This window comes from Pseudomonas sp. GXM4, assembly GCF_008923895.1.
In the GTDB taxonomy this organism is placed as follows: Bacteria; Pseudomonadota; Gammaproteobacteria; order Pseudomonadales; family Pseudomonadaceae; genus Aquipseudomonas; species Aquipseudomonas atacamensis.
Genome location: NZ_WBRZ01000048.1, coordinates 1 through 25,397, shown reverse-complemented (window position 1 = coordinate 25,397; position 25,397 = coordinate 1). Strand labels below are relative to the sequence as shown.

Annotated in this window: 22 protein-coding genes; all 22 read left to right on the top strand. The window is 59.5% G+C overall.

The window, feature by feature from the left end; genetic code table 11:
* The first annotated feature begins 74 nt into the window (after positions 1-74).
* A complete protein-coding gene (gene tsf / locus F8N49_RS09405; RefSeq protein WP_016771476.1) occupies positions 75-938 on the top strand; it encodes a translation elongation factor Ts in 864 nt (287 codons plus the stop codon).
* A gap of 209 nt (positions 939-1,147) precedes the next feature.
* Positions 1,148-1,891 carry a UMP kinase gene (pyrH, locus tag F8N49_RS09400; RefSeq protein WP_003222124.1) on the top strand — a complete coding sequence of 248 codons (744 nt, stop codon included), beginning with the start codon at positions 1,148-1,150 and terminating at the stop codon, positions 1,889-1,891.
* The gene (gene frr / locus F8N49_RS09395; protein WP_151551217.1) at positions 1,888-2,445 is read left to right on the top strand and encodes a ribosome recycling factor; all 558 of its coding nucleotides are present in this window, start codon (positions 1,888-1,890) and stop codon (positions 2,443-2,445) included. Before pyrH ends, frr begins: the two co-directional genes overlap by 4 nt.
* 14 nt (positions 2,446-2,459) lie before the next feature.
* Positions 2,460-3,215: a polyprenyl diphosphate synthase gene (gene uppS / locus F8N49_RS09390; protein ID WP_016771475.1), complete on the top strand. Its 756-nt coding sequence runs from the start codon at positions 2,460-2,462 to the stop codon at positions 3,213-3,215.
* Positions 3,215-4,021 carry a phosphatidate cytidylyltransferase gene (locus F8N49_RS09385; protein ID WP_071174537.1) on the top strand — a complete coding sequence of 269 codons (807 nt, stop codon included), beginning with the start codon at positions 3,215-3,217 and terminating at the stop codon, positions 4,019-4,021. The genes uppS and F8N49_RS09385 overlap by 1 nt, the downstream gene beginning before the upstream one ends.
* Positions 4,018-5,208, top strand: coding sequence for a 1-deoxy-D-xylulose-5-phosphate reductoisomerase (gene ispC, locus F8N49_RS09380; RefSeq protein WP_122747630.1), 1,191 nt, complete (start codon positions 4,018-4,020; stop codon positions 5,206-5,208). Before F8N49_RS09385 ends, ispC begins: the two co-directional genes overlap by 4 nt.
* A 55-nt stretch (positions 5,209-5,263) precedes the next feature.
* Complete coding sequence (rseP, locus tag F8N49_RS09375; protein ID WP_071174539.1) at positions 5,264-6,616, top strand: sigma E protease regulator RseP; 1,353 nt, start codon at positions 5,264-5,266, stop codon at positions 6,614-6,616.
* Positions 6,617-6,690: 74 nt separating this feature from the next.
* Positions 6,691-9,081, top strand: a complete 2,391-nt coding sequence (gene bamA, locus F8N49_RS09370) for an outer membrane protein assembly factor BamA (protein WP_071174540.1) — start codon at positions 6,691-6,693, stop codon at positions 9,079-9,081.
* Between the two features lie 45 nt (positions 9,082-9,126).
* Positions 9,127-9,630, top strand: coding sequence for an OmpH family outer membrane protein (locus F8N49_RS09365; RefSeq protein ID WP_003222140.1), 504 nt, complete (start codon positions 9,127-9,129; stop codon positions 9,628-9,630).
* A 3-nt stretch (positions 9,631-9,633) separates the two neighbouring features.
* Positions 9,634-10,689, top strand: a complete 1,056-nt coding sequence (gene lpxD / locus F8N49_RS09360; protein WP_071174541.1) for a UDP-3-O-(3-hydroxymyristoyl)glucosamine N-acyltransferase — start codon at positions 9,634-9,636, stop codon at positions 10,687-10,689.
* Positions 10,690-10,795: 106 nt separating this feature from the next.
* Positions 10,796-11,236, top strand: coding sequence for a 3-hydroxyacyl-ACP dehydratase FabZ (fabZ, locus tag F8N49_RS09355; protein WP_016771469.1), 441 nt, complete (start codon positions 10,796-10,798; stop codon positions 11,234-11,236).
* A complete protein-coding gene (gene lpxA / locus F8N49_RS09350) occupies positions 11,233-12,009 on the top strand; it encodes an acyl-ACP--UDP-N-acetylglucosamine O-acyltransferase (protein ID WP_016771468.1) in 777 nt (258 codons plus the stop codon). The genes fabZ and lpxA overlap by 4 nt, the downstream gene beginning before the upstream one ends.
* A 2-nt stretch (positions 12,010-12,011) precedes the next feature.
* Positions 12,012-13,142 carry a lipid-A-disaccharide synthase gene (lpxB, locus tag F8N49_RS09345; RefSeq protein WP_151551215.1) on the top strand — a complete coding sequence of 377 codons (1,131 nt, stop codon included), beginning with the start codon at positions 12,012-12,014 and terminating at the stop codon, positions 13,140-13,142.
* An 11-nt stretch (positions 13,143-13,153) separates the two neighbouring features.
* Complete coding sequence (rnhB, locus tag F8N49_RS09340) at positions 13,154-13,780, top strand: ribonuclease HII (protein ID WP_016771466.1); 627 nt, start codon at positions 13,154-13,156, stop codon at positions 13,778-13,780.
* Between the two features lie 76 nt (positions 13,781-13,856).
* Complete coding sequence (dnaE, locus tag F8N49_RS09335) at positions 13,857-17,378, top strand: DNA polymerase III subunit alpha (protein ID WP_110645898.1); 3,522 nt, start codon at positions 13,857-13,859, stop codon at positions 17,376-17,378.
* Positions 17,379-17,517: 139 nt separating this feature from the next.
* Complete coding sequence (locus F8N49_RS09330; RefSeq protein ID WP_016771465.1) at positions 17,518-18,465, top strand: acetyl-CoA carboxylase carboxyltransferase subunit alpha; 948 nt, start codon at positions 17,518-17,520, stop codon at positions 18,463-18,465.
* Positions 18,466-18,613: 148 nt separating this feature from the next.
* Entirely contained in the window at positions 18,614-19,942 is a 1,329-nt protein-coding gene (gene tilS / locus F8N49_RS09325; RefSeq protein ID WP_151551213.1) for a tRNA lysidine(34) synthetase TilS, read from the top strand.
* 274 nt (positions 19,943-20,216) lie between these two features.
* Entirely contained in the window at positions 20,217-21,848 is a 1,632-nt protein-coding gene (locus tag F8N49_RS09320; RefSeq protein ID WP_016771462.1) for a CTP synthase, read from the top strand.
* Positions 21,849-21,852: 4 nt separating this feature from the next.
* A complete protein-coding gene (gene kdsA / locus F8N49_RS09315) occupies positions 21,853-22,698 on the top strand; it encodes a 3-deoxy-8-phosphooctulonate synthase (RefSeq protein WP_122751950.1) in 846 nt (281 codons plus the stop codon).
* 155 nt (positions 22,699-22,853) lie between these two features.
* Positions 22,854-24,143: a phosphopyruvate hydratase gene (gene eno, locus F8N49_RS09310; RefSeq protein WP_041478121.1), complete on the top strand. Its 1,290-nt coding sequence runs from the start codon at positions 22,854-22,856 to the stop codon at positions 24,141-24,143.
* 169 nt (positions 24,144-24,312) lie between these two features.
* On the top strand, positions 24,313-24,591 hold the full coding sequence (gene ftsB, locus F8N49_RS09305; RefSeq protein ID WP_016771460.1) for a cell division protein FtsB: 279 nt from the start codon (positions 24,313-24,315) through the stop codon (positions 24,589-24,591).
* Positions 24,588-25,295, top strand: coding sequence for a 2-C-methyl-D-erythritol 4-phosphate cytidylyltransferase (gene ispD, locus F8N49_RS09300; protein ID WP_110645900.1), 708 nt, complete (start codon positions 24,588-24,590; stop codon positions 25,293-25,295). Before ftsB ends, ispD begins: the two co-directional genes overlap by 4 nt.
* Positions 25,296-25,397 lie beyond the last annotated feature (102 nt).

Below are 25,397 nucleotides of genomic sequence, written 5' to 3'. Positions count from 1 at the left end.
GGTGGTTCGGGAAGAATTGAACGCCCGTTCGATCGGGTGGAATGGTTGAAAACCTATCCAAGAGGAATTTGAAAATGGCAGCAATTACTGCAGCGTTGGTCAAAGAACTGCGCGAGCGTACCGGCGAAGGCATGATGGATTGCAAGAAAGCCCTGGAAAAGGCTGACGGCGACATCGAAAAAGCCATTGATGACATGCGTGCTTCGGGCGCCATCAAGGCTGCGAAAAAAGCTGGCAACGTTGCCGCTGAAGGCGCAATCGCCATCAAATCGAATGACAAGGCAGCCGTGCTGCTGGAAGTCAACTCGCAGACCGACTTCCTGGCCCTGCAAGACGACTTCAAGAACTTCGTTGCTGCCAGCGTAGAAAAAGCTTTCGACGAAAAACTGACCGACGCAGCTCCGCTGATCGCCGCTCAGGAATCGGCTCGTGAAGCTCTGGTTGCCAAAGTCGGCGAGAACGTCAACATCCGTCGTCTGGTACGCGTAGAAGGTGACGTTGTCGGCACTTACCTGCACGGTAACAAGATCGGTGTTGCTGTTGTCCTGAAAGGCGGTGACGTCGAGCTGGCCAAAGACATCGCTATGCACGTTGCTGCAAGCAACCCTGAGTTCCTGCTGCCTTCGCAAGTCTCCGACGAAGCGATCGAGCGTGAGAAAGCTGTGTTCCTGCAGCTGAACGAAGAAAAGATCAAAGGCAAGCCAGAAAACATTGTTGAGAACATGGTCAAGGGCCGTATCAGCAAGTTCCTGGCAGAAGCGAGCCTGGTCGAGCAGGCGTTCGTCAAGAACCCTGAAGTCAAGGTTGGCGAACTGGCCAAGAAAGCCGGTGCTGAAATCGTTTCCTTCACTTACTTCAAAGTAGGCGAAGGCATCGAGAAGCCGGTCGACAACTTCGCTGAAGAAGTTGCTGCCCAGCTGGCTGCCGCCAAGCAATAAGACGGTTTTTCAACTGTCGCCCGAAAGAGGCTGCCCGCTAACGCGCGCAGCCTCTTTTCAGATGGGGTACCAATTTTTTATTTGGTTTCCACCCGGAACTGACTTACAAAGCCATGTTCCGATGGCGCTGCAGCAGCGCCAAGCTAGAGTGAACGCCAGCTGTAAACAGCTCGCAAAGAATTTTAAATACGCCGCAGGAGAGATTCGCAATGGCTCAGCAGGGCAGTGGTTATCAGGCTCGCTATAAACGCATTCTACTCAAGCTTAGCGGCGAGGCCCTGATGGGCTCGGAAGAGTTCGGGATCGATCCGAAGGTACTGGATCGCATGGCGCTGGAAGTCGGCCAACTGGTCGGCATCGGCGTGCAGGTCGGTCTGGTCATCGGCGGTGGCAACCTGTTCCGTGGCGAAGCCCTGAGCAAAGCCGGTATGGATCGGGTCACGGGCGACCACATGGGCATGCTGGCCACTGTGATGAACGCCCTGGCCATGCGCGATGCGCTGGAACGTGCCAATATCTCGGCCATCGTCATGTCGGCCATTTCCATGGTCGGTGTGACCGATCACTACGATCGCCGCAAAGCCATGCGTCACCTGAACTCCAAGGACGTCGTGATCTTCGCGGCCGGTACCGGCAATCCGTTCTTCACCACGGATTCGGCAGCCTGCCTGCGTGCAATCGAAATCGACGCCGACGTTGTGCTCAAGGCCACCAAGGTTGATGGCGTGTACACCGCAGACCCGTTCAAAGACCCGCATGCCGAGAAGTTCGATCATCTGACTTATGATGAAGTACTGGATCGCAAGCTGGGTGTAATGGATCTGACTGCTATCTGCCTGTGCCGCGATCACAAGATGCCGCTGCGCGTATTCAACATGAACAAGCCCGGCGCCCTGCTGAACATTGTGCACGGCGGCGCTGAAGGGACTTTGATCGAGGAAGGCCAACAATGATCAACGAAATCAAGAAAGACGCCCAAGCGCGTATGCAGAAATCCCTGGAATCTCTGAACCACGCGTTCGGCCAGATTCGTACCGGCAAGGCTCATCCGAGCATCCTTGGCAGCGTCATGGTGCCTTACTACGGCACTGACACTCCGCTGAGCGGCGTTGCCAACGTCACCGTGAAAGATTCGCGCACCCTGCAGGTCGTGGCCTTCGAGCGCAACATGCTCGCTGCCGTCGACAAGGCAATCCAGAGCGCCGGTCTGAACCTCAACCCGACCAATCTGGGCGAGTTGCTGTTGATTCCGATGCCTGCCCTTACCGAAGAAACGCGCAAAGGCTTCACCAAGCAGGCCCGCAGTGCAGCCGAAGACGCGCGCGTAGCCGTGCGCAACATCCGTCGCGATGCCTTGGGCGAGCTGAAAAAACTGGTCAAGGACAAGGAAATCAGTGAAGACGAAGAACGTCGTGCCATCGCTGATGTCGACAAGCTGACCAAGGAATCCGAGGCCCAGATCACCAAGGCCACGGACGAGAAAGAAAAAGACCTGATGGCCGTATAAGGGTCGAGCTTTAAATGGACAAGACCAAGCAGACTGCGCCGTCCGCGGTGCCGCGCCATGTCGCGATCATCATGGATGGCAATAATCGCTGGGCGAAAAAACGCTTTATGCCGGGTGTCGCCGGGCATAAAGCGGGCGTGGATGCTGTGCGGGCGGTGATCGAGGTGTGCGCTGAGGCCAAGGTCGAAGTCCTGACCCTGTTCGCTTTCTCCAGTGAGAACTGGCAGCGCCCGGCCGATGAAGTCAGCGCCTTGATGGACCTGTTTTTCAAGGCCTTGCGTCGTGAGGCCAAGCGCCTCAACGACAACAACATCAGCCTGCGCATCATTGGCGATCGCTCGCGCTTCCACCCTGAGCTTCAGGCGGCGATGCGCGAGGCTGAGGCCATGACGGTCGGTGCCAACCGCTTTGTCCTGCAGATCGCAGCCAATTATGGCGGCCAGTGGGATATCGCTCAGGCCGCGCAACGTCTGGCGCGTGAAGTCCAGGCCGGGCACTTGCGCCCGGAGGACATTACCCCGGATCTGCTGCAAACGTGTCTGGCTACCGGCGATCTGCCGTTGCCTGACCTGTGCATCCGCACCGGTGGCGAGCATCGCATCAGCAACTTCCTGCTGTGGCAGCTGGCCTACGCCGAGCTGTACTTCTCCGACCTGTTCTGGCCGGACTTCAAACACGACGCCATGCGCACCGCGCTGGCCGATTTCGCTTCACGCCAGCGTCGCTTCGGTAAAACGAGCGAACAGGTCGAAGCTGGAGCCCGGGTTTAATGCTTAAACAACGAATCATCACTGCACTGATCCTGCTGCCGATTGCCTTGTGCGGGTTTTTCCTGCTCACAGGTGCCGGCTTCGCGCTGTTCATCGGCCTGGTGGTGAGCCTCGGTGCCTGGGAATGGGCGCGTCTGGCCGGCTTCACCGCACAGTCGTTCCGCGTCGGCTTTGCCGCTGTGGTCGCCTTGATGCTGTTTGTCATGTATGTGCTGCCAGGCCTTGCGCCTTGGGTGCTCGGTGCATCGGTGATCTGGTGGGCGATTGCGACTTATCTGGTGCTGACGTATCCACGCTCCAGCGCGCACTGGTCCACGGCGGCAACCAAGCTGCTGATCGGCCTGCTGATCCTGCTGCCTGCGTGGCAGGGTCTGGTGCAGATCAAGCAGTACCCGCTGGGTAACTGGTTGATCATGGCGGTGATGGTGCTGGTCTGGGGCGCGGACATCGGGGCTTATTTTTCCGGGCGCAAGTTCGGCAAGCGCAAGCTGGCGCCGCAGGTCAGCCCGGGCAAGAGCTGGGAAGGCGTCTACGGTGGTCTGGCGCTGAGTCTGGTGATTACCGCGATTGTCGGTCTGGTGCGCGACTGGACCGTGGCCGAGCTGCTCAAAGGCCTGATCGGCGCGGCAGTGATCGTCTTCATTTCCGTGGTCGGTGACCTTACCGAAAGCATGTTCAAGCGCCAGTCCGGCATCAAGGACAGCAGTAATCTGCTGCCCGGCCATGGTGGCGTGCTGGATCGCATCGACAGCCTGACCGCAGCCATTCCGGTGTTCGCCGTATTGCTCTGGATGGCCGCCCCGTGAGTCGTCCCCAGCAGATTACCGTGTTGGGTGCGACCGGTTCGATCGGTCTGAGCACCCTGGATGTGATTGCCCGTCATCCTGAGCGTTATCAGGTTTTTGCATTGAGTGGTTTCACCCGTCTTAGCGAATTGCTCGCGCTGTGCGTTCGTCATGTACCGCAATTTGCCGTGGTGCCTGAAGGTGCTGCGGCGCGTGGGTTGCAGGATGACTTGCGTGCAGCCGGTTTGCCGACTCGTGTGCTGGTAGGCGAGGAGGGCCTGTGTCAGGTTGCCTCCGCGTCTGAAGTCGACGCGGTCATGGCGGCCATTGTCGGTGCGGCGGGTTTGCGTCCGACACTGGCGGCGGTCGAGGCGGGCAAGAAGATTCTGCTGGCCAACAAGGAAGCGCTGGTGATGTCCGGCGCGCTGTTCATGCAGGCCGTGCGCAAAAGTGGCTCGGTGCTGCTGCCGATCGACAGTGAGCACAACGCGATTTTTCAGTGCATGCCCGCGGATTTCGCCCGCGGCTTGAGCTCGGTGGGTGTGCGGCGGATCTTGCTGACGGCCTCTGGCGGTCCTTTCCGGCAGACGCCGATGTCCGAGCTGGCGCATGTTTCGCCGGAACAGGCTTGCGCGCATCCGAACTGGTCCATGGGGCGCAAGATCTCCGTGGATTCGGCAAGCATGATGAACAAGGGTCTGGAACTGATCGAAGCCTGCTGGTTGTTCGATGCCAAACCGACTCAGGTCGAAGTGGTGATTCATCCGCAAAGCGTGATCCATTCTCTGGTCGACTATGTGGATGGCTCGGTGCTGGCGCAATTGGGCAACCCCGACATGCGCACGCCGATCGCCAACGCCCTGGCCTGGCCTGAGCGTATCGATTCCGGCGTACCGCCACTGGATCTGTTCGCCATTGCGCGACTGGATTTCGAAGCACCCGATGAAAGCCGTTTCCCCTGTCTGCGTTTGGCCCGTCAGGCGGCCGAAGCTGGCGACAGCGCGCCGGCGATGCTCAACGCGGCCAATGAAGTGGCCGTGGCAGCGTTTCTCGACGGACGGGTTCGATACCTTGAAATCGCGAGTATCATCGAGGAAGTCTTGAATCTGGAGCCGGTGGTGGCGCTGCACGACCTCGACGCCGTATTTACGGCGGACGCGAAAGCGCGATTGCTGGCTGAGCAATGGTTGAGTCGGCACGGCCGATAGTTTTTTGTAACGCAACGGCGACACGCGACACTGAACAGGATTGCGGAGAAAGTAGATGAGCGCGCTCTATATGATTGCCGGCACCCTGATCGCCCTGGGTGTGCTGGTCACCTTCCACGAATTCGGCCACTTCTGGGTCGCGCGTCGCTGTGGCGTCAAGGTTCTGCGGTTTTCCGTGGGCTTTGGCATGCCGTTGCTGCGCTGGCATGACAAGCAAGGCACCGAGTTCGTGGTCGCCGCGATTCCGCTGGGCGGCTACGTCAAGATGCTCGACGAGCGCGAAGGCGAAGTGCCGGTCGATCAACTCGATCAGTCGTTCAATCGCAAATCGGTACGTCAGCGTATCGCCATCGTCGCAGCCGGCCCGATTGCCAACTTCCTTTTGGCGCTGGTGTTCTTCTGGGTGCTGGCGATGCTCGGCAGCGAGCAGGTGCGTCCGGTCATCGGCGCAGTCGAGTCGGGCAGCATTGCCGCCAAGGCAGGTCTGAACGCTGGCCAGGAGATTGTATCGATCGATGGCGAGCCAACGTCAGGTTGGGCTGCGGTCAATCTGCAACTGGTGCGCCGTCTCGGTGAGAGCGGTGCGATTCAATTGCTGGTACGCGAGCAGGGTTCGACCGCTGAGTCGCCGCGCACGCTGGCACTGGATAACTGGCTAAAAGGCGCCGACGAGCCGGATCCGATCCGCTCGCTGGGCATTCGTCCTTGGCGTCCGGCCTTGCCGCCGGTGCTTGCCGAACTGGATCCGAACGGCCCGGCTCAGGCGGCGGGGCTGAAAACCGGCGATCGATTGCTGGCGCTTGATGGCCAGCCGCTCGATGACTGGCAGCAAGTGGTCGATACCGTTCGTACGCGTCCTGATACCAAAATCATGCTGCGCATCGAGCGCGACAATGCTCAAATCGACGTCCCTGTGACCCTGGCGGCACGCGGTGAAAGCAAAGCGCCAAGCGGTTATCTGGGCGCTGGCGTCAAAGCCATCGACTGGCCACCGGAAATGATCCGCGAAGTCAGCTATGGCCCGCTGGCCGCGATTGGCGAGGGTGCCCGTCGCACTTGGACCATGAGCATTCTGACGCTGGATTCACTGAAGAAAATGCTGTTCGGCGAGCTCTCGGTAAAAAACTTGAGTGGACCGATAACCATTGCTAAAGTGGCGGGCGCTTCTGCCCAGTCGGGCGTCGCTGATTTCCTGAATTTCCTTGCTTATCTGAGTATTAGCCTGGGGGTTCTGAATTTGCTGCCCATTCCTGTACTGGATGGGGGGCATTTGTTGTTTTATCTGATCGAGTGGGTGCGTGGTCGCCCCTTGTCGGATCGGGTGCAAGGTTGGGGGATACAGATCGGTATCAGTTTGGTGGTCGGGGTGATGTTGCTTGCTCTGGTCAACGATCTGGGTCGACTGTAACGCTTCGCTGAATTGCGAATCTGCCGCATTTTGCGGCAGTTTGTTTATTGCCAGTTGGAATAAGAAAGGACTTCATGAAACGTCTGCTGCTAACTGCGGTTCTCACCGTATTGATGATCGCCGAAGTTCACGCCGAGTCCTTCACTATCTCTGATATTCGCGTCAATGGCCTCCAGCGGGTCTCCGCGGGTAGCGTCTTTGGTGCCTTGCCGTTGAACGTCGGCGAGCAGGCGGATGATCGTCGCCTGGTGGAATCCACTCGTGCGTTGTTCAAAACCGGTTTCTTTCAAGATATCCAGCTGGGCCGCGAAGGCAACGTTCTGGTCATCACCGTGGTCGAGCGTCCTTCGGTCGCCAGTATCGAGATCGAAGGCAACAAGGCGATCTCTACTGAAGACTTGATGAAGGGCCTGAAGCAATCCGGTCTGGCCGAAGGCGAAATCTTCCAGCGCGCCACCCTCGAGGGTGTGCGTAACGAACTGCAACGTCAGTACGTTGCCCAGGGTCGTTACTCCGCTACCGTCGATACCGAAGTGGTCTCGCAGCCGCGTAACCGCGTGGGTCTGAAGGTGAAGATCAACGAAGGTACCGTTGCCGCCATCCAGCACATTAACGTGGTAGGCAATACGGTTTTCCCTGAGGAAGACCTGACTGACCTGTTCGAACTGAAAACCACCAACTGGCTGTCGTTCTTCAAGAACGATGACAAATATGCCCGTGAAAAACTCTCCGGTGACCTGGAGCGTCTGCGTTCCTACTATCTGGACCGCGGCTACATCAACATGGACATCGCTTCGACCCAGGTATCGATTACCCCGGACAAGAAGCACGTCTACATCACCGTCAACGTCACCGAAGGCGAGAAGTACACCGTTCGTGACGTCAAGCTCAGTGGCGACCTGAAAGTCCCTGAAGAGCAGATCAAGTCGCTGTTGCTGGTGCAGAAGGGCCAGGTGTTCTCGCGCAAGCTGATGACCACCACCTCCGAGCTGATCACCCGTCGTCTGGGTAACGAGGGTTACACCTTCGCCAACGTCAACGGCGTGCCTCAGCCCCATGACGACGACCACACTGTGGACATCCTCTTCGCTGTTGATCCGGGCAAGCGTGCCTACGTCAACCGCATCAACTTCCGTGGCAACACCAAGTCCGAAGACGAAGTGCTGCGTCGTGAAATGCGTCAGATGGAAGGCGGCTGGGCTTCGACCTACCTGATCGACCAGTCCAAGACCCGTCTGGAACGTCTGGGCTTCTTCAAAGAAGTCAACGTTGAAACCCCGGCCGTGCCCGGTGTCGACGACCAGGTTGATGTGAACTACGCCGTTGAAGAACAGGCTTCCGGTTCGATCACCGCCAGCGTCGGTTTCGCCCAGAGCGCCGGTCTGATCCTCGGTGGTTCGATCACCCAGAACAACTTCCTCGGTACCGGTAACCGCGTCAGCATCGGTCTGACCCGCAGCGAATACCAGAGCCGCTACAACTTCGGCTACGTGGACCCGTACTGGACCGCTGATGGCGTGAGCCTGGGTTACAACGCGTTCTATCGCACTACTGACTACGACGAGCTCGACACCGACCTTTCGAGTTACGCGGTAGACAGCCTGGGCGCTGGTGTGAACATCGGCTACCCGATCAGCGAGACTTCGCGTCTGACCTTCGGTGCTTCCGTTCAGCAGGACGAAATCAGTACCGGTAGCTACACCGTTGACGAGATTTTCGACTTCGTTAACAAGGAAGGCGACAAGTACCTGAACTTCAAGGCGTCTGCCGGCTGGTCCGAGTCCACCTTGAACAAAGGCGTGCTGCCGACCCGTGGCCGGTCCCAGAGCCTGACTCTGGAAACCACCATCCCGGGTAGCGACCTTTCCTTTTTCAAGCTTGATTACCGTGGTCAGCTGTTCCAGCCGATCACTGAAAACTACACCATGCGCCTGCACACCGAACTGGGTTATGGCGACGGTTACGGTTCGACCGACGGCTTGCCGTTCTACGAAAACTACTATGCGGGCGGCTTCAACTCCGTACGTGGCTTCAAGGACAGCACGCTGGGTCCACGCAGTACACCGAGCCGCGGTGCAGCTGTAACGGGTAACTCGGGTACGCTTGCCGATCCGGATCAGGATCCGCTGCCATTCGGTGGTAACGTGTTGATTCAAGGTGGCGTTGAAGTGTTGTTCCCGCTGCCGTTCGTTAAAGATCAGCGTTCGCTGCGGACCTCGGTGTTCTGGGACGTGGGTAACGTATTCGATTCCAAGTGCGACAAGACCACCAACGCTAGCGCGGGTTCGACGTCCAGCACTCAGTGCAACGACATCAGCCTGAGCAACATGGCCAGTTCCGTCGGTGTCGGCGTGACCTGGGTCACCGCACTGGGGCCGCTGAGCTTCGCCCTGGCGATGCCGATCAAGAAACCGGATGACGCTGAAACTCAAGTGTTCCAATTCTCCCTCGGCCAGACGTTCTAAGCGTCTGACCCAAGATAACGACAATGGATTTTGTAGGAGTGCATCGTGCGTAAGTTGACTCAATTGGTTCTCCTGGCCTCCGTACTGGTGGCAGGCCCGGCGTTCGCCGACATGAAAATTGCCGTGCTGAACTATCAGATGGCACTGCTGGAATCCGACGCGGCGAAGAAGTACGCGGTGGATGCAGAGAAGAAGTTCGGTCCGCAACTGACCAAGCTGAAAACCCTGGAAAGCAGCGCCAAAGGCATTCAGGACCGTCTGATGGCCGGTGGCGACAAAATGCAGCAGGGCGAGCGTGAGCGTCTGGAGCTGGAATTCAAGCAAAAGGCTCGTGACTTCCAGTTCCAGTCCAAGGAACTGAATGAAGCCAAAGCCGTTGCCGACCGTGAAATGCTCAAGCAACTGAAGCCGAAACTGGACAGTGCCGTGGAAGAAGTCATCAAGAAAGGTGGTTTTGACCTGGTGTTCGAGCGTGGCGCAGTCATCGATGTCAAACCTCAGTACGACATCACGCGCCAGGTTATCGAGCGCATGAATCAGCTGAAGTAACCCATGACCGTGACTATCAGGCTCGGCCAGTTGGCCGAGCACCTCGGCGCCACCCTGCGTGGCGACCCCGAGAGGCAAATTACTGGGCTAGCCACTTTGCAAGAGGCTGGCCCAGCTCAGTTGAGCTTTCTGGCAAATCCCCAATACCGCAAATACCTGGCCGGTTCTCAAGCAGCTGCACTGCTGCTCAAGGAAGCCGACGCTGAGGGTTTTGCCGGTAATGCCCTGGTGGTGCCTGATCCTTACCTTGCCTATGCACGTATTTCGCATCTGTTCGATCCAAAGCCAAAAGCGGCTGGCGGGATTCATCCGACAGCGGTGATCGCGGCGGACGCGGTGGTTGACCCGAGTGCCAGCATCGGTCCGTTCGTGGTGATCGAAGCCGGTGCACGCATCGCTGCACAGGTCACGCTGGGCGCGCATTGCGTAGTCGGCGCGCGCAGCGAAATCGGTGAAGGCGGCTGGCTGGCTCCGCGCGTCACGCTCTATCACGATGTGTGCATCGGCAAGCGTGTGGTGATTCAGTCCGGCGCAGTGATCGGCGGTGAGGGCTTCGGCTTCGCCAACGAAAAAGGCGTCTGGCAGAAAATCGCCCAGATCGGTGGCGTGACCATCGGCGACGATGTCGAGATCGGCGTGAACACCGCCATCGACCGCGGCGCTCTGGCCGATACCGTGATTGGCAATGGCGTGAAGCTCGACAACCAGATCCAGATCGCGCACAACGTCCAGGTCGGTGATCACACCGCCATGGCCGCGTGCGTTGGCATTTCCGGCAGCACCAAGATCGGCAAGCACTGCATGCTCGCCGGCGGTGTTGGTCTGGTCGGCCACATTGACATTTGCGACAACGTTTTCCTGACCGGGATGACCATGGTGACTCACTCGATTACCGAGCCGGGCGCCTATTCTTCCGGCACAGCCATGCAACCGGCGGCCGAATGGCGCAAAAGCGCGGCCCGCATCCGTCAGCTCGATGACATCGCGCGACGGTTGAAACAGCTGGAAAAGCGCGTTGGGGAAGTGACCCCTGACGGCAATGCTTCATCTGATGGCTGATACCATTTCCATATCAAGTGTGCACAGCCTCTGGACTGCCTCCTTGATTTGCTAGAGGAGTGCGCGTCAGTCGCGCTCCCAATCTTTACATAGGCTTTCCCCTGAAATGATGGACATCAACGAGATTCGCGAATACCTGCCTCACCGTTACCCGTTCCTGCTGGTGGACCGGGTGGTGGAACTGGACACTGAAGGCAAGCGAATTCGCGCCTACAAGAATGTCAGCATCAATGAACCGTTCTTCAATGGTCACTTCCCTGCGCATCCAATCATGCCGGGCGTGCTGATCATCGAAGCGATGGCTCAGGCTGCCGGGATCCTCGGTTTCAAGATGCTCGACGTCAAACCGGCCGACGGCACCCTGTATTACTTCGTCGGTTCCGACAAGCTGCGCTTCCGCCAGCCAGTCAAGCCGGGCGATCAGTTGATCCTTGAAGCGACCTTCATCAGCTGCAAGCGCAAGATCTGGAAGTTCGAGTGCCAGGCTTCGGTGGACGGCAAGCCGGTCTGCTCGGCAGAAATCATCTGCGCGGAACAGAAAGTATGAGTTTGATTGACCCTCGCGCAATCATCGATCCGTCCGCCGTTCTGGCTGACGGCGTCGAGGTCGGCCCGTGGTCGATCATCGGCGCAGGTGTGGAAATCGGCGAGGGTACCGTGATCGGGCCGCACGTGATCCTCAAGGGGCCGACCCGCATTGGTAAGCACAATCGCATCTACCAGTTTTCTTCGGTAGGCGAAGACACCCCGGATCTGAAGTACAAAGGCGAGGAAACCCGCCTGGTGATCGGCGACCACAACGTCATTCGTGAAGGCGTGACCATTCACCGTGGCACCGTGCAGGACCGTTCGGAAACCACCCTGGGTGATCACAACCTGATCATGGCCTATGCCCACATCGGCCATGACAGCGTCATCGGCAACCACTGCATTCTGGTCAACAACACTGCGTTGGCCGGGCATGTACACGTTGACGACTGGGCGATCCTCTCCGGTTTCACACTGGTGCATCAGTACTGCCACATCGGCGCCCACAGCTTTTCCGGCATGGGCACGGCGATCGGCAAGGATGTTCCGGCGTTCGTCACCGTGTTCGGCAACCCGGCCGAAGCGCGCAGCATGAACTTCGAAGGCATGCGCCGTCGCGGTTTCAGCGAAGACGCGATTCATGCGCTGCGCCGTGCCTACAAGACGGTCTATCGGCAGGGCCTGACGGTCGAACAGGCGCTGGCCGAGCTGGCAGAACCGTCTGCGCAGTTCCCCGAAGTCGCCGTGTTCCGTGATTCGATCCAGGCATCGACTCGCGGCATCACCCGCTGATCATGGCCAATCTGCGTATTGCGCTGGTGGCGGGTGAGGCTTCCGGTGACATTCTCGGCGCCGGCCTCATGCGTGCGCTCAAGGCTCAGCACCCGGCAGTCGAGTTCATCGGTGTCGGCGGTCCGCTGATGCAGGCCGAAGGCCTGACCTCGTACTTCCCCATGGAGCGCCTGTCGGTCATGGGCCTGGTCGAAGTCCTCGGTCGGCTGCGTGAGTTGCTCAAGCGCCGCAAGGAGCTGATTGCCACACTGATCGCCGCCAAGCCGGACGTGTTCATCGGCATCGATGCGCCGGATTTCAACCTCAATATCGAACTAAAGCTGCGTCAGGCCGGGATCAAGACCGTGCATTACGTCAGCCCGTCGGTGTGGGCATGGCGGCAGAAACGGGTGCTGAAGATCCGCGAAGGCTGCGATCTGATGCTCACCCTGTTGCCGTTCGAAGCGAAATTCTACGAAGAGAAAGGCGTGCCGGTGCGTTTCGTCGGTCACACCTTGGCCGATACCATTCCGCTGCAAGCCGACCGCGCCGCTGCACGCGCCGAACTGGGCTTGGCCGACGGTCCGCTGGTAGCGCTGATGCCGGGCAGCCGTGGCGGGGAAGTCAGTCGCCTCGGTGCGCTGTTCCTCGACACCGCCGAACGTCTGCGCGCGATGCGTCCGGGCGTGCGCTTTGTCATGCCTTGTGCAAACCCGGAACGCCGGGTGCAACTCGAGGCCTTGCTTGCTGGCCGGGATTTGCCGGTAACCTTGCTCGACGGTAAATCTCATCTGGCCCTGGCCGCGTGCAACGCGGTGTTGATCGCCTCCGGCACTGCTACCCTTGAAGCGCTGCTGTACAAGCGGCCGATGGTGGTGGCGTATCGGTTGGCGCCGCTGACGTTCTGGATTCTCAAACGCATGGTCAAGAGCCCGTACGTGTCGCTGCCCAATTTGCTTGCTCAGCGCTTGCTGGTGCCGGAGTTGTTGCAGGATGATGCGACTGTCGAAGCCTTGGCGCAGACACTGTCGCCCTTGATCGATGGTGGTGATGAACAGACCCGCGGTTTCGACGAGATCCACCGCACGCTGCGGCGCGATGCTTCCAATCAGGCGGCGCAAGCCGTCCTTGACCTGATCGGCAAAACACAATGAGCAAGACAAGCATGCAAATGGGCCTGGATTTCACTCTGGTAGCCGAAGTCGAAGAACTGGTCGCCGGTGTTGATGAAGTCGGTCGTGGCCCGTTGTGCGGTGCGGTGGTAACGGCAGCAGTGATTCTCGATCCGAACCGGCCTATCCTCGGCCTCGACGATTCGAAAAAGCTCACCGAAGCCAAGCGCGAAAAGCTCTACGACGAGATCTGCGAGAAAGCCCTGAGCTGGTGTATTGCCCGCGCCGAAGTTGAAGAAATCGACGATCTGAATATCCTCCACGCGACCATGCTGGCCATGCAGCGCGCGGTTGCCGGTCTGCATATTCAGCCGAAGCTGGCGATGATCGACGGTAACCGCTGCCCGCATTTGCCGATGCGTGCCGAGGCGGTGATTCAGGGCGACGGCAAGGTGCCGGCGATCGCGGCGGCGTCGATTCTGGCCAAGGTCAGTCGTGACCGCGAAATGGCGGCGTTCGAATTGATCTACCCGGGCTACGGCATCGGTGGCCACAAAGGCTATCCGACGCCCGTTCATCTGGAAGCGCTGGCGCGGCTCGGCCCGACGCCGATTCACCGCCGCTCGTTCGCCCCGGTACGCCTGGCTTACGAGGCGCGGGAAAGCCTGACGCAGGTTTAGGCGCAAGGCTGATGTTTTATTCGAGGCCCGGTACAATCCGGGCCTCGTTGTCTCTATGTAACTGGACAGGATCACTATGCCGGCTTCATTCGTTCATCTACGCCTGCACACTGAATACTCCCTGGTCGACGGGCTGGTGCGGATCAAGCCGCTGGTCAAAGCGCTGACCGCCATGAACATGCCGGCGGTCGCGGTCACCGACCAGAACAACATGTGTTCCCTGGTCAAGTTCTATAAAAACGCCATGGGCGCCGGCATCAAGCCGATCTGCGGCGCAGACCTGTGGCTGGCGAACAAGGACCCGGATGCGCCGCTGAGCCGCCTCAGCCTGCTGGTGATGAACGCTCAGGGTTATCGCAATCTCACCGAGCTGATCTCGCGCGGCTTCATCGAAGGCCAGCGCAACGGCATGGTCATCGTCGAGCGCGAGTGGGTGGCCGAGGCCAACGAAGGTTTGATCATGCTGTCCGCCGCCAAAGAAGGCGAGATCGGCATGGCCATGATCGGCGGCAACCCGGCGGAAGCCGAATCGCTGGCCCGCGAGTGGATGGCGGTGTTCCCGGATCGCTTCTATCTGGAAATCCAGCGCACCAACCGCCCCAACGATGAAGAACAGCTGCATGGCGCCGTGGCGCTGGCCGACAAGCTCGGTGCGCCGCTGGTGGCGACCAACGATGTGCGTTTCATCAAGCAGGAAGACTTCGCCGCACACGAAACCCGCGTGTGCATCGGTGAGGGCCGCGCCCTCGATGACCCGCGCCGCTCGAAGAATTACAGCGATCAGCAATACCTGAAAAGCGCCGAGGAAATGCTCGAGCTGTTCAGCGATATTCCCGACGCCATCGAAAACACCGTCGAGATCGCCAAGCGCTGCAACATCGAAGTGAAGCTGGGCACGCACTTCCTGCCCAACTTCCCGATTCCCGATGGCATGACCATCGACGAATATTTCCGCAAGGTCTCCTTCGAAGGGCTCGAAGAACGCTTGGCGGTGCTGCTGCCCAAGGACACCACCGAAGACTACGAAGCCAAGCGCCAGGTCTACGTCGACCGCTTGAATTTCGAGCTGGATATCATCATCCAGATGGGCTTCCCTGGTTACTTCCTGATCGTGATGGACTTTATCCAGTGGGCCAAGAACAACGGCGTACCGGTAGGTCCGGGCCGTGGGTCGGGTGCCGGATCGCTGGTGGCTTACGTACAGAAGATCACCGACCTCGACCCGCTGGAATATGACCTGCTGTTCGAACGTTTCCTCAACCCGGAACGGGTCTCGATGCCCGACTTCGACGTCGACTTCTGCATGGACGGCCGTGACCGGGTGATCGATTACGTGGCCGAGAAATACGGCCGCAATGCGGTGAGCCAGATCATCACCTTCGGTTCCATGGCCGCCAAGGCTGTGGTCCGTGACGTGGCGCGGGTGCAGGGCAAGTCCTATGGCCTGGCGGATCGTCTGTCGAAGATGATTCCGTTCGAAGTCGGCATGACCCTGGAAAAAGCCTACGAGCAGGAAGAGATCCTGCGTGACTTCATCAAGGTCGATGAAGAAGCGGCGGAAATCTGGGAGATGGCGCGCAAGCTCGAGGGCGTGGTGCGTAACGTCGGCAAACACGCCGGTGGTGTGGTGATCGCGCCGACCAAATTGACCGACTTCTCGCCGATCTATTGCGACGAGGCCGGTGACGGTCTGGTGACCCAGTTCGACAAGGACGACGTTGAGGCCGCCGGTCTGGTGAAGTTCGACTTCCTCGGCTTGCGTACCCTGACGATCATCGACTGGGCGCTGAAAACCATCAACCGCGACCGCGCCAAGGTCAACGAGCCGCCGCTGGATATCGCCTTTATCCCGCTGGACGACAAGCCGACCTACCAGTTGCTGCAAAAAGCCGAAACCACGGCGGTGTTCCAGCTTGAATCGCGAGGCATGAAAGAGCTGATCAAAAAGCTCAAGCCCGACTGCCTGGAAGACTTGATCGCACTGGTGGCACTGTTCCGTCCGGGCCCGCTGCAATCGGGCATGGTGGACGACTTCATCAACCGTAAGCACGGTCGCGCCGAACTGGCGTATCCGCACTCGGACTACCAGTACGACGGTCTGAAGCCGGTACTGGCGCCGACTTACGGCATCATCCTGTATCAGGAACAGGTGATGCAGATTGCTCAGGTCATGGCCGGTTACACCCTCGGCGGTGCGGACATGCTGCGTCGGGCGATGGGTAAGAAAAAGCCTGAAGAAATGGCCAAGCAGCGCGGCGGTTTCATTGAGGGTTGCGCGACCAACGGGATCGATGCGGATCTTGCCGGTAACATTTTCGACCTGGTGGAAAAGTTCGCCGGTTACGGCTTCAACAAATCCCACTCCGCCGCTTACGGCCTGGTGTCGTACCAGACCGCGTGGCTGAAAGCTCACTACCCGGCGCCGTTCATGGCCGCGGTACTCTCGGCGGATATGCACAACACCGACAAGGTCGTGACCTTGATCGAAGAAGTGCGGACGATGAAGCTGCGCCTCGACGCGCCGGACGTGAACACTTCGGAGTTCAAGTTCACGGTGAACGACGACGGCCGCATCGTTTACGGCCTCGGCGCGATCAAAGGCGTCGGTGAAGGTCCGGTGGAAGCGATCACCGAAGCGCGTCAGGCCGGTCCGTTCAAGGATCTGTTCGATTTCTGCGCGCGGGTCGACCTCAAACGCATCAACAAACGTACTCTTGATGGCTTGATTCGCAGCGGCGCGCTGGATCGCCTCGGCCCGTATTTCCACGACGAACAAAAGGCCTATCAGGCCAACATCGACCGTAACCGCGCGGTATTGCTGGCGGCGATGGAAGAGGCGATCAAGGCGGCCGAGCAGACTGCGCGGACCCACGACAGTGGCCACGCCGACCTGTTTGGCGGCTTGTTCGTCGAAGAGGATGCCGACGTCTACGCGTCCCATCGCAAGGCCAAGGAACTGACCCTCAAGGAACGCCTCAAGGGTGAAAAAGATACCCTGGGCCTGTACCTGACCGGTCACCCGATCGACGAATACGAAGGCGAGATCCGCCGCTTCGCCCGTCAGCGCATCATCGACCTGAAACCGGCGCGTGACACGCAAACCGTAGCGGGGATGATCATTGCCCTGCGGGTGATGAAGAACAAGAAAGGCGACAAGATGGGCTTCATCACCCTCGACGACCGCTCCGGGCGGATCGAAGCGTCGCTGTTTGCCGATGCGTTCCATTCGGCGCAATCACTGTTGCAGACCGACGCGATGGTGGTGGTCGAAGGCGAGGTCAGCAACGACGACTTCTCCGGCGGCCTGCGCCTGCGGGTCAAGCGGGTGATGAGCATGGAGGATGCGCGGACCAATCTGGCCGAAAGCCTGCGCCTGAAGCTGCACACTCAGGATCTGAAGGGCGATCAGCTACGCTGGTTGGGCGAACTGCTCAAGCGTCATCGCGGCGCGTGCCCGGTGACCATGGAGTACACCAGCCCGGATGCGAAGACCTTGCTGCAGTTCGGCGAGACCTGGCGGATCGACCCGGCGGATACCTTGATTCAAGCCCTGCGTGACCAGTTCGGGCGAGACAACGTCTTCCTCCAATACCGTTGACCGGCAAGTGCCATCATTGCGCTTGCCCGCAACCTGAATTTTTAATCTCGACCTCAGCGCGCCTCTCCCTTAAGGTAGGGCGCGAATAGACAACCGGCCGGCCCAAGCTCACTTGGGACACGACCCAAGACGGACGCCTATGAACCCGAATTTTCTAGATTTCGAACAGCCGATCGCCGACCTGCAAGCCAAGATCGAAGAGTTGCGCTTGGTCGGTAATGACAATTCGCTGAATATCGGCGATGAGATCTCCCGCCTGCAGGACAAGAGCAAGACGCTGACCGAAGACATCTTCGGCAAGCTGACCAGCTGGCAGATCGCACGCCTGGCGCGTCACCCGAAACGCCCGTATACCCTCGATTACATCGAGCACATCTTCACCGAGTTCGACGAACTGCACGGCGACCGTCACTTCTCCGACGACGCTGCCATCGTTGGCGGTATCGCCCGTCTGGAAGACCAGCCGGTGATGATCATCGGCCACCAGAAGGGTCGTGAAGTGCGTGAGAAAGTTCGCCGCAACTTCGGCATGCCGCGTCCGGAAGGCTACCGCAAGGCCTGCCGTCTGATGGAGATGGCCGAGCGCTTCAAGATGCCGATCCTGACTTTCATCGACACCCCGGGTGCCTACCCTGGCATCGACGCTGAAGAGCGCAACCAGAGCGAAGCGATTGCCTGGAACCTGCGTGTGATGGCGCGTCTGAAGACTCCGATCATCGCCACTGTAATTGGTGAAGGTGGTTCCGGCGGCGCACTGGCCATCGGCGTCTGCGACCAACTGAACATGCTGCAATATTCGACCTACGCGGTGATCTCGCCGGAAGGTTGCGCGTCGATCCTGTGGAAAACCGCCGAGAAAGCACCGGATGCCGCTGAAGCGATGGGCATCACCGCTGAGCGTCTGAAAGGCCTGGGTATCGTCGACAAGGTGATCAGCGAGCCACTGGGCGGCGCCCATCGTGACCCGGCTGCTGCCGCCGCTTCGATCCGCGCCGAGCTGAGCTCGCAACTGGCGATGCTCAAGCAGTTCGATAACGAAGCGCTGCTCAAGCGCCGTTACGATCGCCTGATGAGCTACGGTCTCTAATCGAGCGCCGATTTGGCTGACGATGCAAAACACTGTGGGAGCGAGCTTGCTCGCGAAGGCGTTATAACAGACGACGAAATTGTTGAATGTTAATCAGCTTTCGCGAGCAAGCTCGCTCCCACATTTGGTTTCCGGCGAGGGTAAAGACATGGGTGAACGCTCGATTGATTTGCCATCCCGTCTTCTGCTGAACCTTGAGCCCTGGCGCCACGTCGCTCACTGGCGCATCGCCTTCTCCGGTGGCCTCGATTCCACCGTCCTCCTGCATCTGCTCGCCACCCTGGCGAACACTGAATCCCTCCCTGCGCTCAGCGCCATTCATATCCACCACGGCCTTCAGGCTGCGGCCGATGCGTGGCCGCAACATTGCCAAGACGTTTGCGATGCGCTGGACATTCCTTTGCAAGTGGAGCGGGTGACCGTAAAGGGCGGGGCGAGCCTGGAGCGGGCGGCGCGGGATGCGCGTTATGCCGCGTTCAGTTCGCTGACGCAGACCAATGACGTGTTGCTGACTGGCCAGCACCGCGATGACCAAGCGGAAACGCTGCTGTTTCGGCTGTTGCGCGGTGCCGGTGTACGCGGGCTCGGGGCGATGCCGCAGCAGCGCCCAGTGGGGCAGGGCATGCTGGTTCGACCGTTGCTGGATGTCAGCCGTGCTGAGCTGGAAGGTTATGCACAGGCGCATCAGTTGCGCTGGATCGAAGACCCGTCGAACCAGAACCGGCAGTTTTCGCGCAATTACCTGCGCCATCAAGTCATGCCGCTGCTGGCCGAGCGCTGGCCGCAAGCGCAGGCCAGCATGGCGCGAACGGCTGCGCATCTGCGTGAGGCGCAGGGCTTGCTCGATGAGCTGGCGCAGATCGATCTCGCACAAGCCGAAACGCCCCATGAATTCGCTTGGCTGGGTGTGCCATCGCTGGAGCTGACACCATTGAGGGCGTTGTCTGACGCGCGCCAGCGAAATGCCCTCAGCCACTGGCTCGAACCATTGACCCGGCTGCCAGATGCTGACCATTGGTCGGGTTGGACAACGCTGTGCAATGCCGGCGCCGACGCTTCACCGATCTGGCGTCTGGCCGACGGAGAGCTGCACCGCAGCGCCGGTCGCGTCTGGTGGCTGAGCGACAGTTGGTTGCGCACGCCAGTGATCGGCGCCGACTGGCAGACCCCGACTTCAGCGCTACGCTTGCCGGATAACGGACGCGTCATGCTCCACGGGCATGCTCCATCCGGGCCTTTGCGTATTGCCTATCGGCAGGGCGGTGAGGTCATGCAATTGGCTGAGCGCGGCAGCCGTGATCTCAAGCGTCTGCTCAACGAGCGCGCGGTCCCGGCCTTCGTGCGTGGCAGATTGCCGCTGCTGTTTCGTGGCGAAGAGTTGCTCGCCGTGGCGAACCTGCCGGGTCTTGCTGGTCAGATGGACGAAGGCTGGACATTGCACTGGCAGCCAACAGACGAAGATCAAGGTTTGAGCTGAAAGGAGCATTCCGGTAGACTACGCTCCCTTCTTGATACAACTTCTGTGGATTCGCCTGAATTGCAGGAGTTGCCGATTACCAAGCAGTCTTTGCTGGGCGATTCCAAAAAATGTGTAGCGAGCAACGTACCGGTGTTTCATCTGCCGGTCTGTCACAACGCGGCGGTTTTTTCGAAAGGTGCACTGTGATTAATGCAGGTGATCGGGGGCTTCGGCCTTCCTTCGCTTTCCCCGGCGGCTCGTTCCGCTTTAACGCAGACTTCTAGGGTTTTTCATGACGCGCTACATATTCGTCACGGGCGGTGTTGTTTCTTCATTGGGGAAAGGCATTGCCTCGGCTTCATTGGCGGCTATCCTGGAGGCGCGGGGGCTTAAGGTCACCATGCTGAAGCTGGATCCGTACATCAACGTCGATCCAGGCACCATGAGTCCGTTCCAGCACGGTGAAGTGTTCGTCACCCATGACGGCGCCGAGACCGACCTGGATCTGGGGCACTACGAGCGGTTCATCCGCACGACCATGACCCAGAACAACAACTTCACCACCGGCCGTGTCTACGAGCACGTGCTGCGCAAAGAGCGCCGTGGCGACTACCTGGGTGCAACCATCCAGGTAATCCCGCATATCACCGACGAAATCAAGCGCCGCATCATCAAGGGTGCCGGTGACGCTGACGTGGCGATGGTCGAAATCGGTGGCACCGTCGGTGACATCGAGTCGCAACCGTTCCTCGAAGCCATCCGCCAGTTGCGTTTCGAAGTCGGCGCCAAGCGCGCGATGCTGATGCATCTGACGCTGGTGCCGTACATCGCCACCGCTGGCGAAACCAAGACCAAACCGACCCAGCACTCCGTCAAGGAACTGCGTTCGATCGGTCTGCAGCCAGACGTGCTGGTGTGCCGTTCCGATCACCCGATCGACGTGTCTTCGCGTCGCAAGATCGCGCAATTCACCAACGTTGAAGAGCGTGCGGTAATCGCGCTGGAAGACGCCGATACCATCTACAAGATCCCGGGCATCCTGCATTCGCAGGGTCTGGACGATTTCGTCGTTGAGCGTTTCGGTCTGCAGTGCGGCAGCGCCGACCTGTCCGAGTGGGACGCAGTGGTCGATGCCAAGCTGAACCCGGAACACGAAGTGACCATCGCCATGGTCGGCAAGTACATGGAACTGCTCGACGCCTACAAGTCGCTGATCGAAGCGATGAGTCATGCCGGTATCAGCAACCGCACCAAGGTCAACCTGCGCTACATCGATTCCGAAGACATCGAGAACCAGGGCACTGCGCTGCTCGAAGGTGTCGACGCGATTCTGGTGCCGGGCGGCTTCGGTCTGCGTGGCGTGGAAGGCAAGATCACTGCCGTTCAGTACGCTCGCGAAAACAAGGTTCCGTACCTCGGTATCTGCCTGGGCATGCAAGTGGCGGTCATCGAGTTCGCCCGTAACGTGCTGGGCTGGAAAGACGCCAACTCCACCGAGTTCGATCGTGCCAGCGGCCATCCGGTTGTCGGCCTGATCACCGAGTGGGAAGACGCCACCGGCGCTGTCGAAGTGCGTACCGAAGCGTCCGATCTGGGCGGCACCATGCGTCTCGGCGCACAGGATTGCCTGCTTGAGCCGGGCTCCAAAGTCCATGATTGCTACGGCAAGGACGTGATCGTCGAGCGTCACCGTCACCGCTACGAAGTGAACAACAACCTGCTGCCGCAGATCATCGAAGCCGGCCTGAAAATCTCCGGTCGTTCCGCCGATGCTGCGCTGGTCGAAGTGGTTGAAGCGCCGGATCATCCATGGTTCGTCGCCTGCCAGTTCCACCCTGAGTTCACCTCGACCCCACGCGACGGTCATCCGCTGTTCAGCGGTTTCGTCAAAGCCGCGTTGGCTCAACACCAGAAGAAGGCGTAACCCGATGGCACAGAAGATCATCCGCGTCGGCGACATCGAGATTGCCAACGACAAACCCATGGTGCTGTTCGGCGGCATGAACGTGCTGGAAAGCCGTGACATGGCCATGCAGGTTTGCGAAGAGTACGTGAAGGTCACCGAGAAACTCGGTATTCCTTACGTGTTCAAGGCCAGCTTCGACAAGGCCAACCGGTCTTCTGTGACTTCGTATCGTGGTCCTGGCCTGGAAGAGGGCATGCGCATCTTCCAGGATATCAAGCAAGCGTTCGGCGTGCCGATCATCACCGACGTCCACGAGCCGGATCAGGCTGCGGTGGTCGCTGAGGTCTGCGACATCATCCAGCTGCCGGCCTTCCTGTCGCGTCAGACCGATCTGGTCGTCGCGATGGCCAAGACCAATGCCGTGATCAACATCAAGAAAGCCCAGTTCCTCGCACCTCAGGAAATGAAACACATCCTGAACAAGTGCGTGGAAGCCGGTAACGATCAGTTGATCCTCTGCGAGCGCGGTTCGAGCTTCGGCTACAACAACCTCGTGGTCGACATGCTCGGCTTCGGCATCATGAAGCAGTTCGAATACCCGGTATTCTTCGACGTGACCCACGCGCTGCAAATGCCTGGCGGTCGTGCCGACTCCGCCGGCGGTCGCCGCGCGCAGGTCACCGACCTGGCCAAGGCCGGCATGAGCCAGTCGCTGGCGGGTCTGTTCCTCGAAGCGCATCCGGATCCGGACAACGCCAAATGCGACGGCCCTTGCGCCTTGCGTCTGGACAAACTGGAGCCATTCCTGGCCCAGCTCAAGGCTCTGGACGAACTGGTGAAGAGTTTTCCGACGGTAGAAACCGCGTAACGCTCGATTCTCCGGTAAAGTACCGCACGATTTGTCGCTCATGCCCTCGGGCGTGAGCGTTGTCGTCTGCAAGTCTGCCCGCTGTACTTCGCTTGCCGACGATAAAGATTTCCTCTAGCTGCGTCGTTTTCGTCAACTTTGGAGTGTTTACAACAATGGCAAAAATCGTCGACATCAAAGGTCGTGAAGTTCTCGACTCCCGTGGCAATCCCACCGTGGAAGCGGACGTGCTTCTCGACAACGGCATCATCGGTAGCGCCTGCGCGCCGTCCGGTGCATCCACTGGCTCGCGTGAAGCGCTCGAGCTGCGTGATGGCGACAAGAGCCGTTACCTGGGCAAGGGCGTGCTCAAGGCGGTAGCCAACATCAACGGTCCGATCCGCGATCTGCTGCTGGGCACCGACCCGAGCGACCAGAAAGCCCTTGACCAAGCGATGATCAAGCTCGACGGTACCGAAAACAAAGCGACCCTGGGCGCCAACGCCATCCTCGCCGTGTCGCTGGCTGCGGCCAAGGCAGCTGCGCAGGATCAGGATCTGCCGCTGTACGCACACATCGCCAACCTCAACGGCACCCCGGGTGTGTACTCGATGCCGGTCCCGATGATGAACATCATCAACGGTGGCGAGCACGCCGATAACAACGTCGACATTCAGGAATTCATGGTGCAGCCAGTCGGCGCGAAGTCTTTCTCGGAAGGTCTGCGCATGGGCACCGAGATTTTCCATCACCTGAAAGCTGTGCTGAAGGCTCGTGGCCTGAGCACCGCCGTTGGTGACGAAGGCGGTTTCGCGCCGAACCTGGCGTCCAACGAAGACGCGCTGAAAGTGATCTCCGAAGCCGTGGCTAACGCCGGTTACAAGCTGGGCACCGACGTGACCCTGGCGCTGGACTGCGCCGCGAGCGAGTTCTACGAAGACGGCAAGTACAACCTGTCCGGCGAAGGCCAGGTGTTCACTGCTGAAGGTTTCGCCGACTACCTCAAAGGCCTGACCGAGCGTTACCCGATCATCTCCATCGAAGACGGTCTGGACGAATCCGACTGGGCTGGCTGGAAAATCCTCACCGACAAGATCGGCGAGAAGACCCAGCTGGTGGGCGACGACCTGTTCGTGACCAACACCAAGATCCTCAAAGAAGGCATCGATAAAAAGATCGCCAACTCGATCCTGATCAAGTTCAACCAGATCGGCACCCTGACCGAAACCCTGGAAGCCATCCAGATGGCCAAGGCTGCCGGTTACACCGCCGTGATCTCGCACCGCTCCGGCGAAACCGAAGATTCGACCATTGCCGACCTGGCTGTGGGCACCTCGGCTGGCCAGATCAAGACCGGTTCGCTGTGCCGCTCCGACCGCGTTTCCAAGTACAACCAACTGCTGCGTATCGAAGAGCAGTTGAACGGCAAGGCCAAGTACAACGGCCGTGCCGAGTTCCGCGGTTAAGCGCAACCTGATCAAAGGACACCGGATTGTGTCGGAAAAGTCGTGACAGCGATGGATTTGCCACTAATCTGATGCCTTAAGCACAAGCCTGGATCTTTCCAGGCTTCGTGCTATCAGATGCTGCAACATTATGCGTGGCTGTCTTTTTTCACTGGATACCTGATATTCGATGCGCAGTCCTTACTGGTTGTTTCTTGTTTTGCTCTTGCTGCTGGCCGGTCTGCAGTACCGCCTGTGGGTGGGCAATGGCAGTCTGGCGCAGGTCGCCGAGCTGAAACAGCAGATCGCCGAGCAACATGCCGAAAACGAAGGCCTGCTGGAGCGCAACCGGGTGATGGACGCTGAAGTCAGCGAGCTGAAGAAAGGCATGGAGACCGTTGAAGAGCGGGCTCGTCACGAACTGGGCATGGTCAAGGACGGCGAAACCCTTTACCAGCTGGCCCAATGATCGATTCCCTGCCGGCCTTCTGGGCCGTGATTCCTGCCGCGGGCGTCGGTGCCCGAATGGCCGCGGACCGTCCCAAGCAATATCTGCAACTGGGCGGGCGCACAATTCTCGAACACAGCCTCGGCTGTTTCCTCGATCACCCGAGCCTCAAGGGCCTGGTGGTCAGTCTTGCTGTCGAAGATCCCTATTGGCCGAATCTGGCATGCGTCAACGATCCGCGCATTCAGCGGGTTGATGGCGGGGCGGAGCGTTCCGCTTCGGTGCTAAACGCCTTGCTGCATCTGCATGCGCAAGGTGCCGACGATGACGACTGGGTGCTGGTGCACGATGCGGCCCGGCCAAATCTGAGTCGCGATGATCTCGACAAGTTGCTTGCCGAACTCGCGGATGACCCGGTCGGTGGTCTGTTGGCGGTGCCCGCTCGCGACACGCTCAAACGCGTTGATAACAACGGACGTGTGGTTGAAACGGTGGATCGCAGCGTGATCTGGCAGGCGTATACGCCGCAGATGTTTCGCCTCGGCGCGTTGCATCGGGCGTTGGCCGACAGCCTGGTTGCGGATGCGGTGATAACCGATGAGGCTTCGGCGATGGAATGGGCCGGTCTGGCACCGCGTCTGATCGAAGGGCGGGCGGATAACCTCAAGGTCACCCGGCCGGAAGATCTGGAGTGGTTGCGCCAGCGGTGGGCTAACCGCCGCTGATTGCTGTGGCGCCCATTGCGCCGCCTTCGCGAGCAAGCTCGCTCCCACATTTGATTTGCGCCTGACACCAGATGTGCAGTCACTGCACGTCCACTGTGGGAG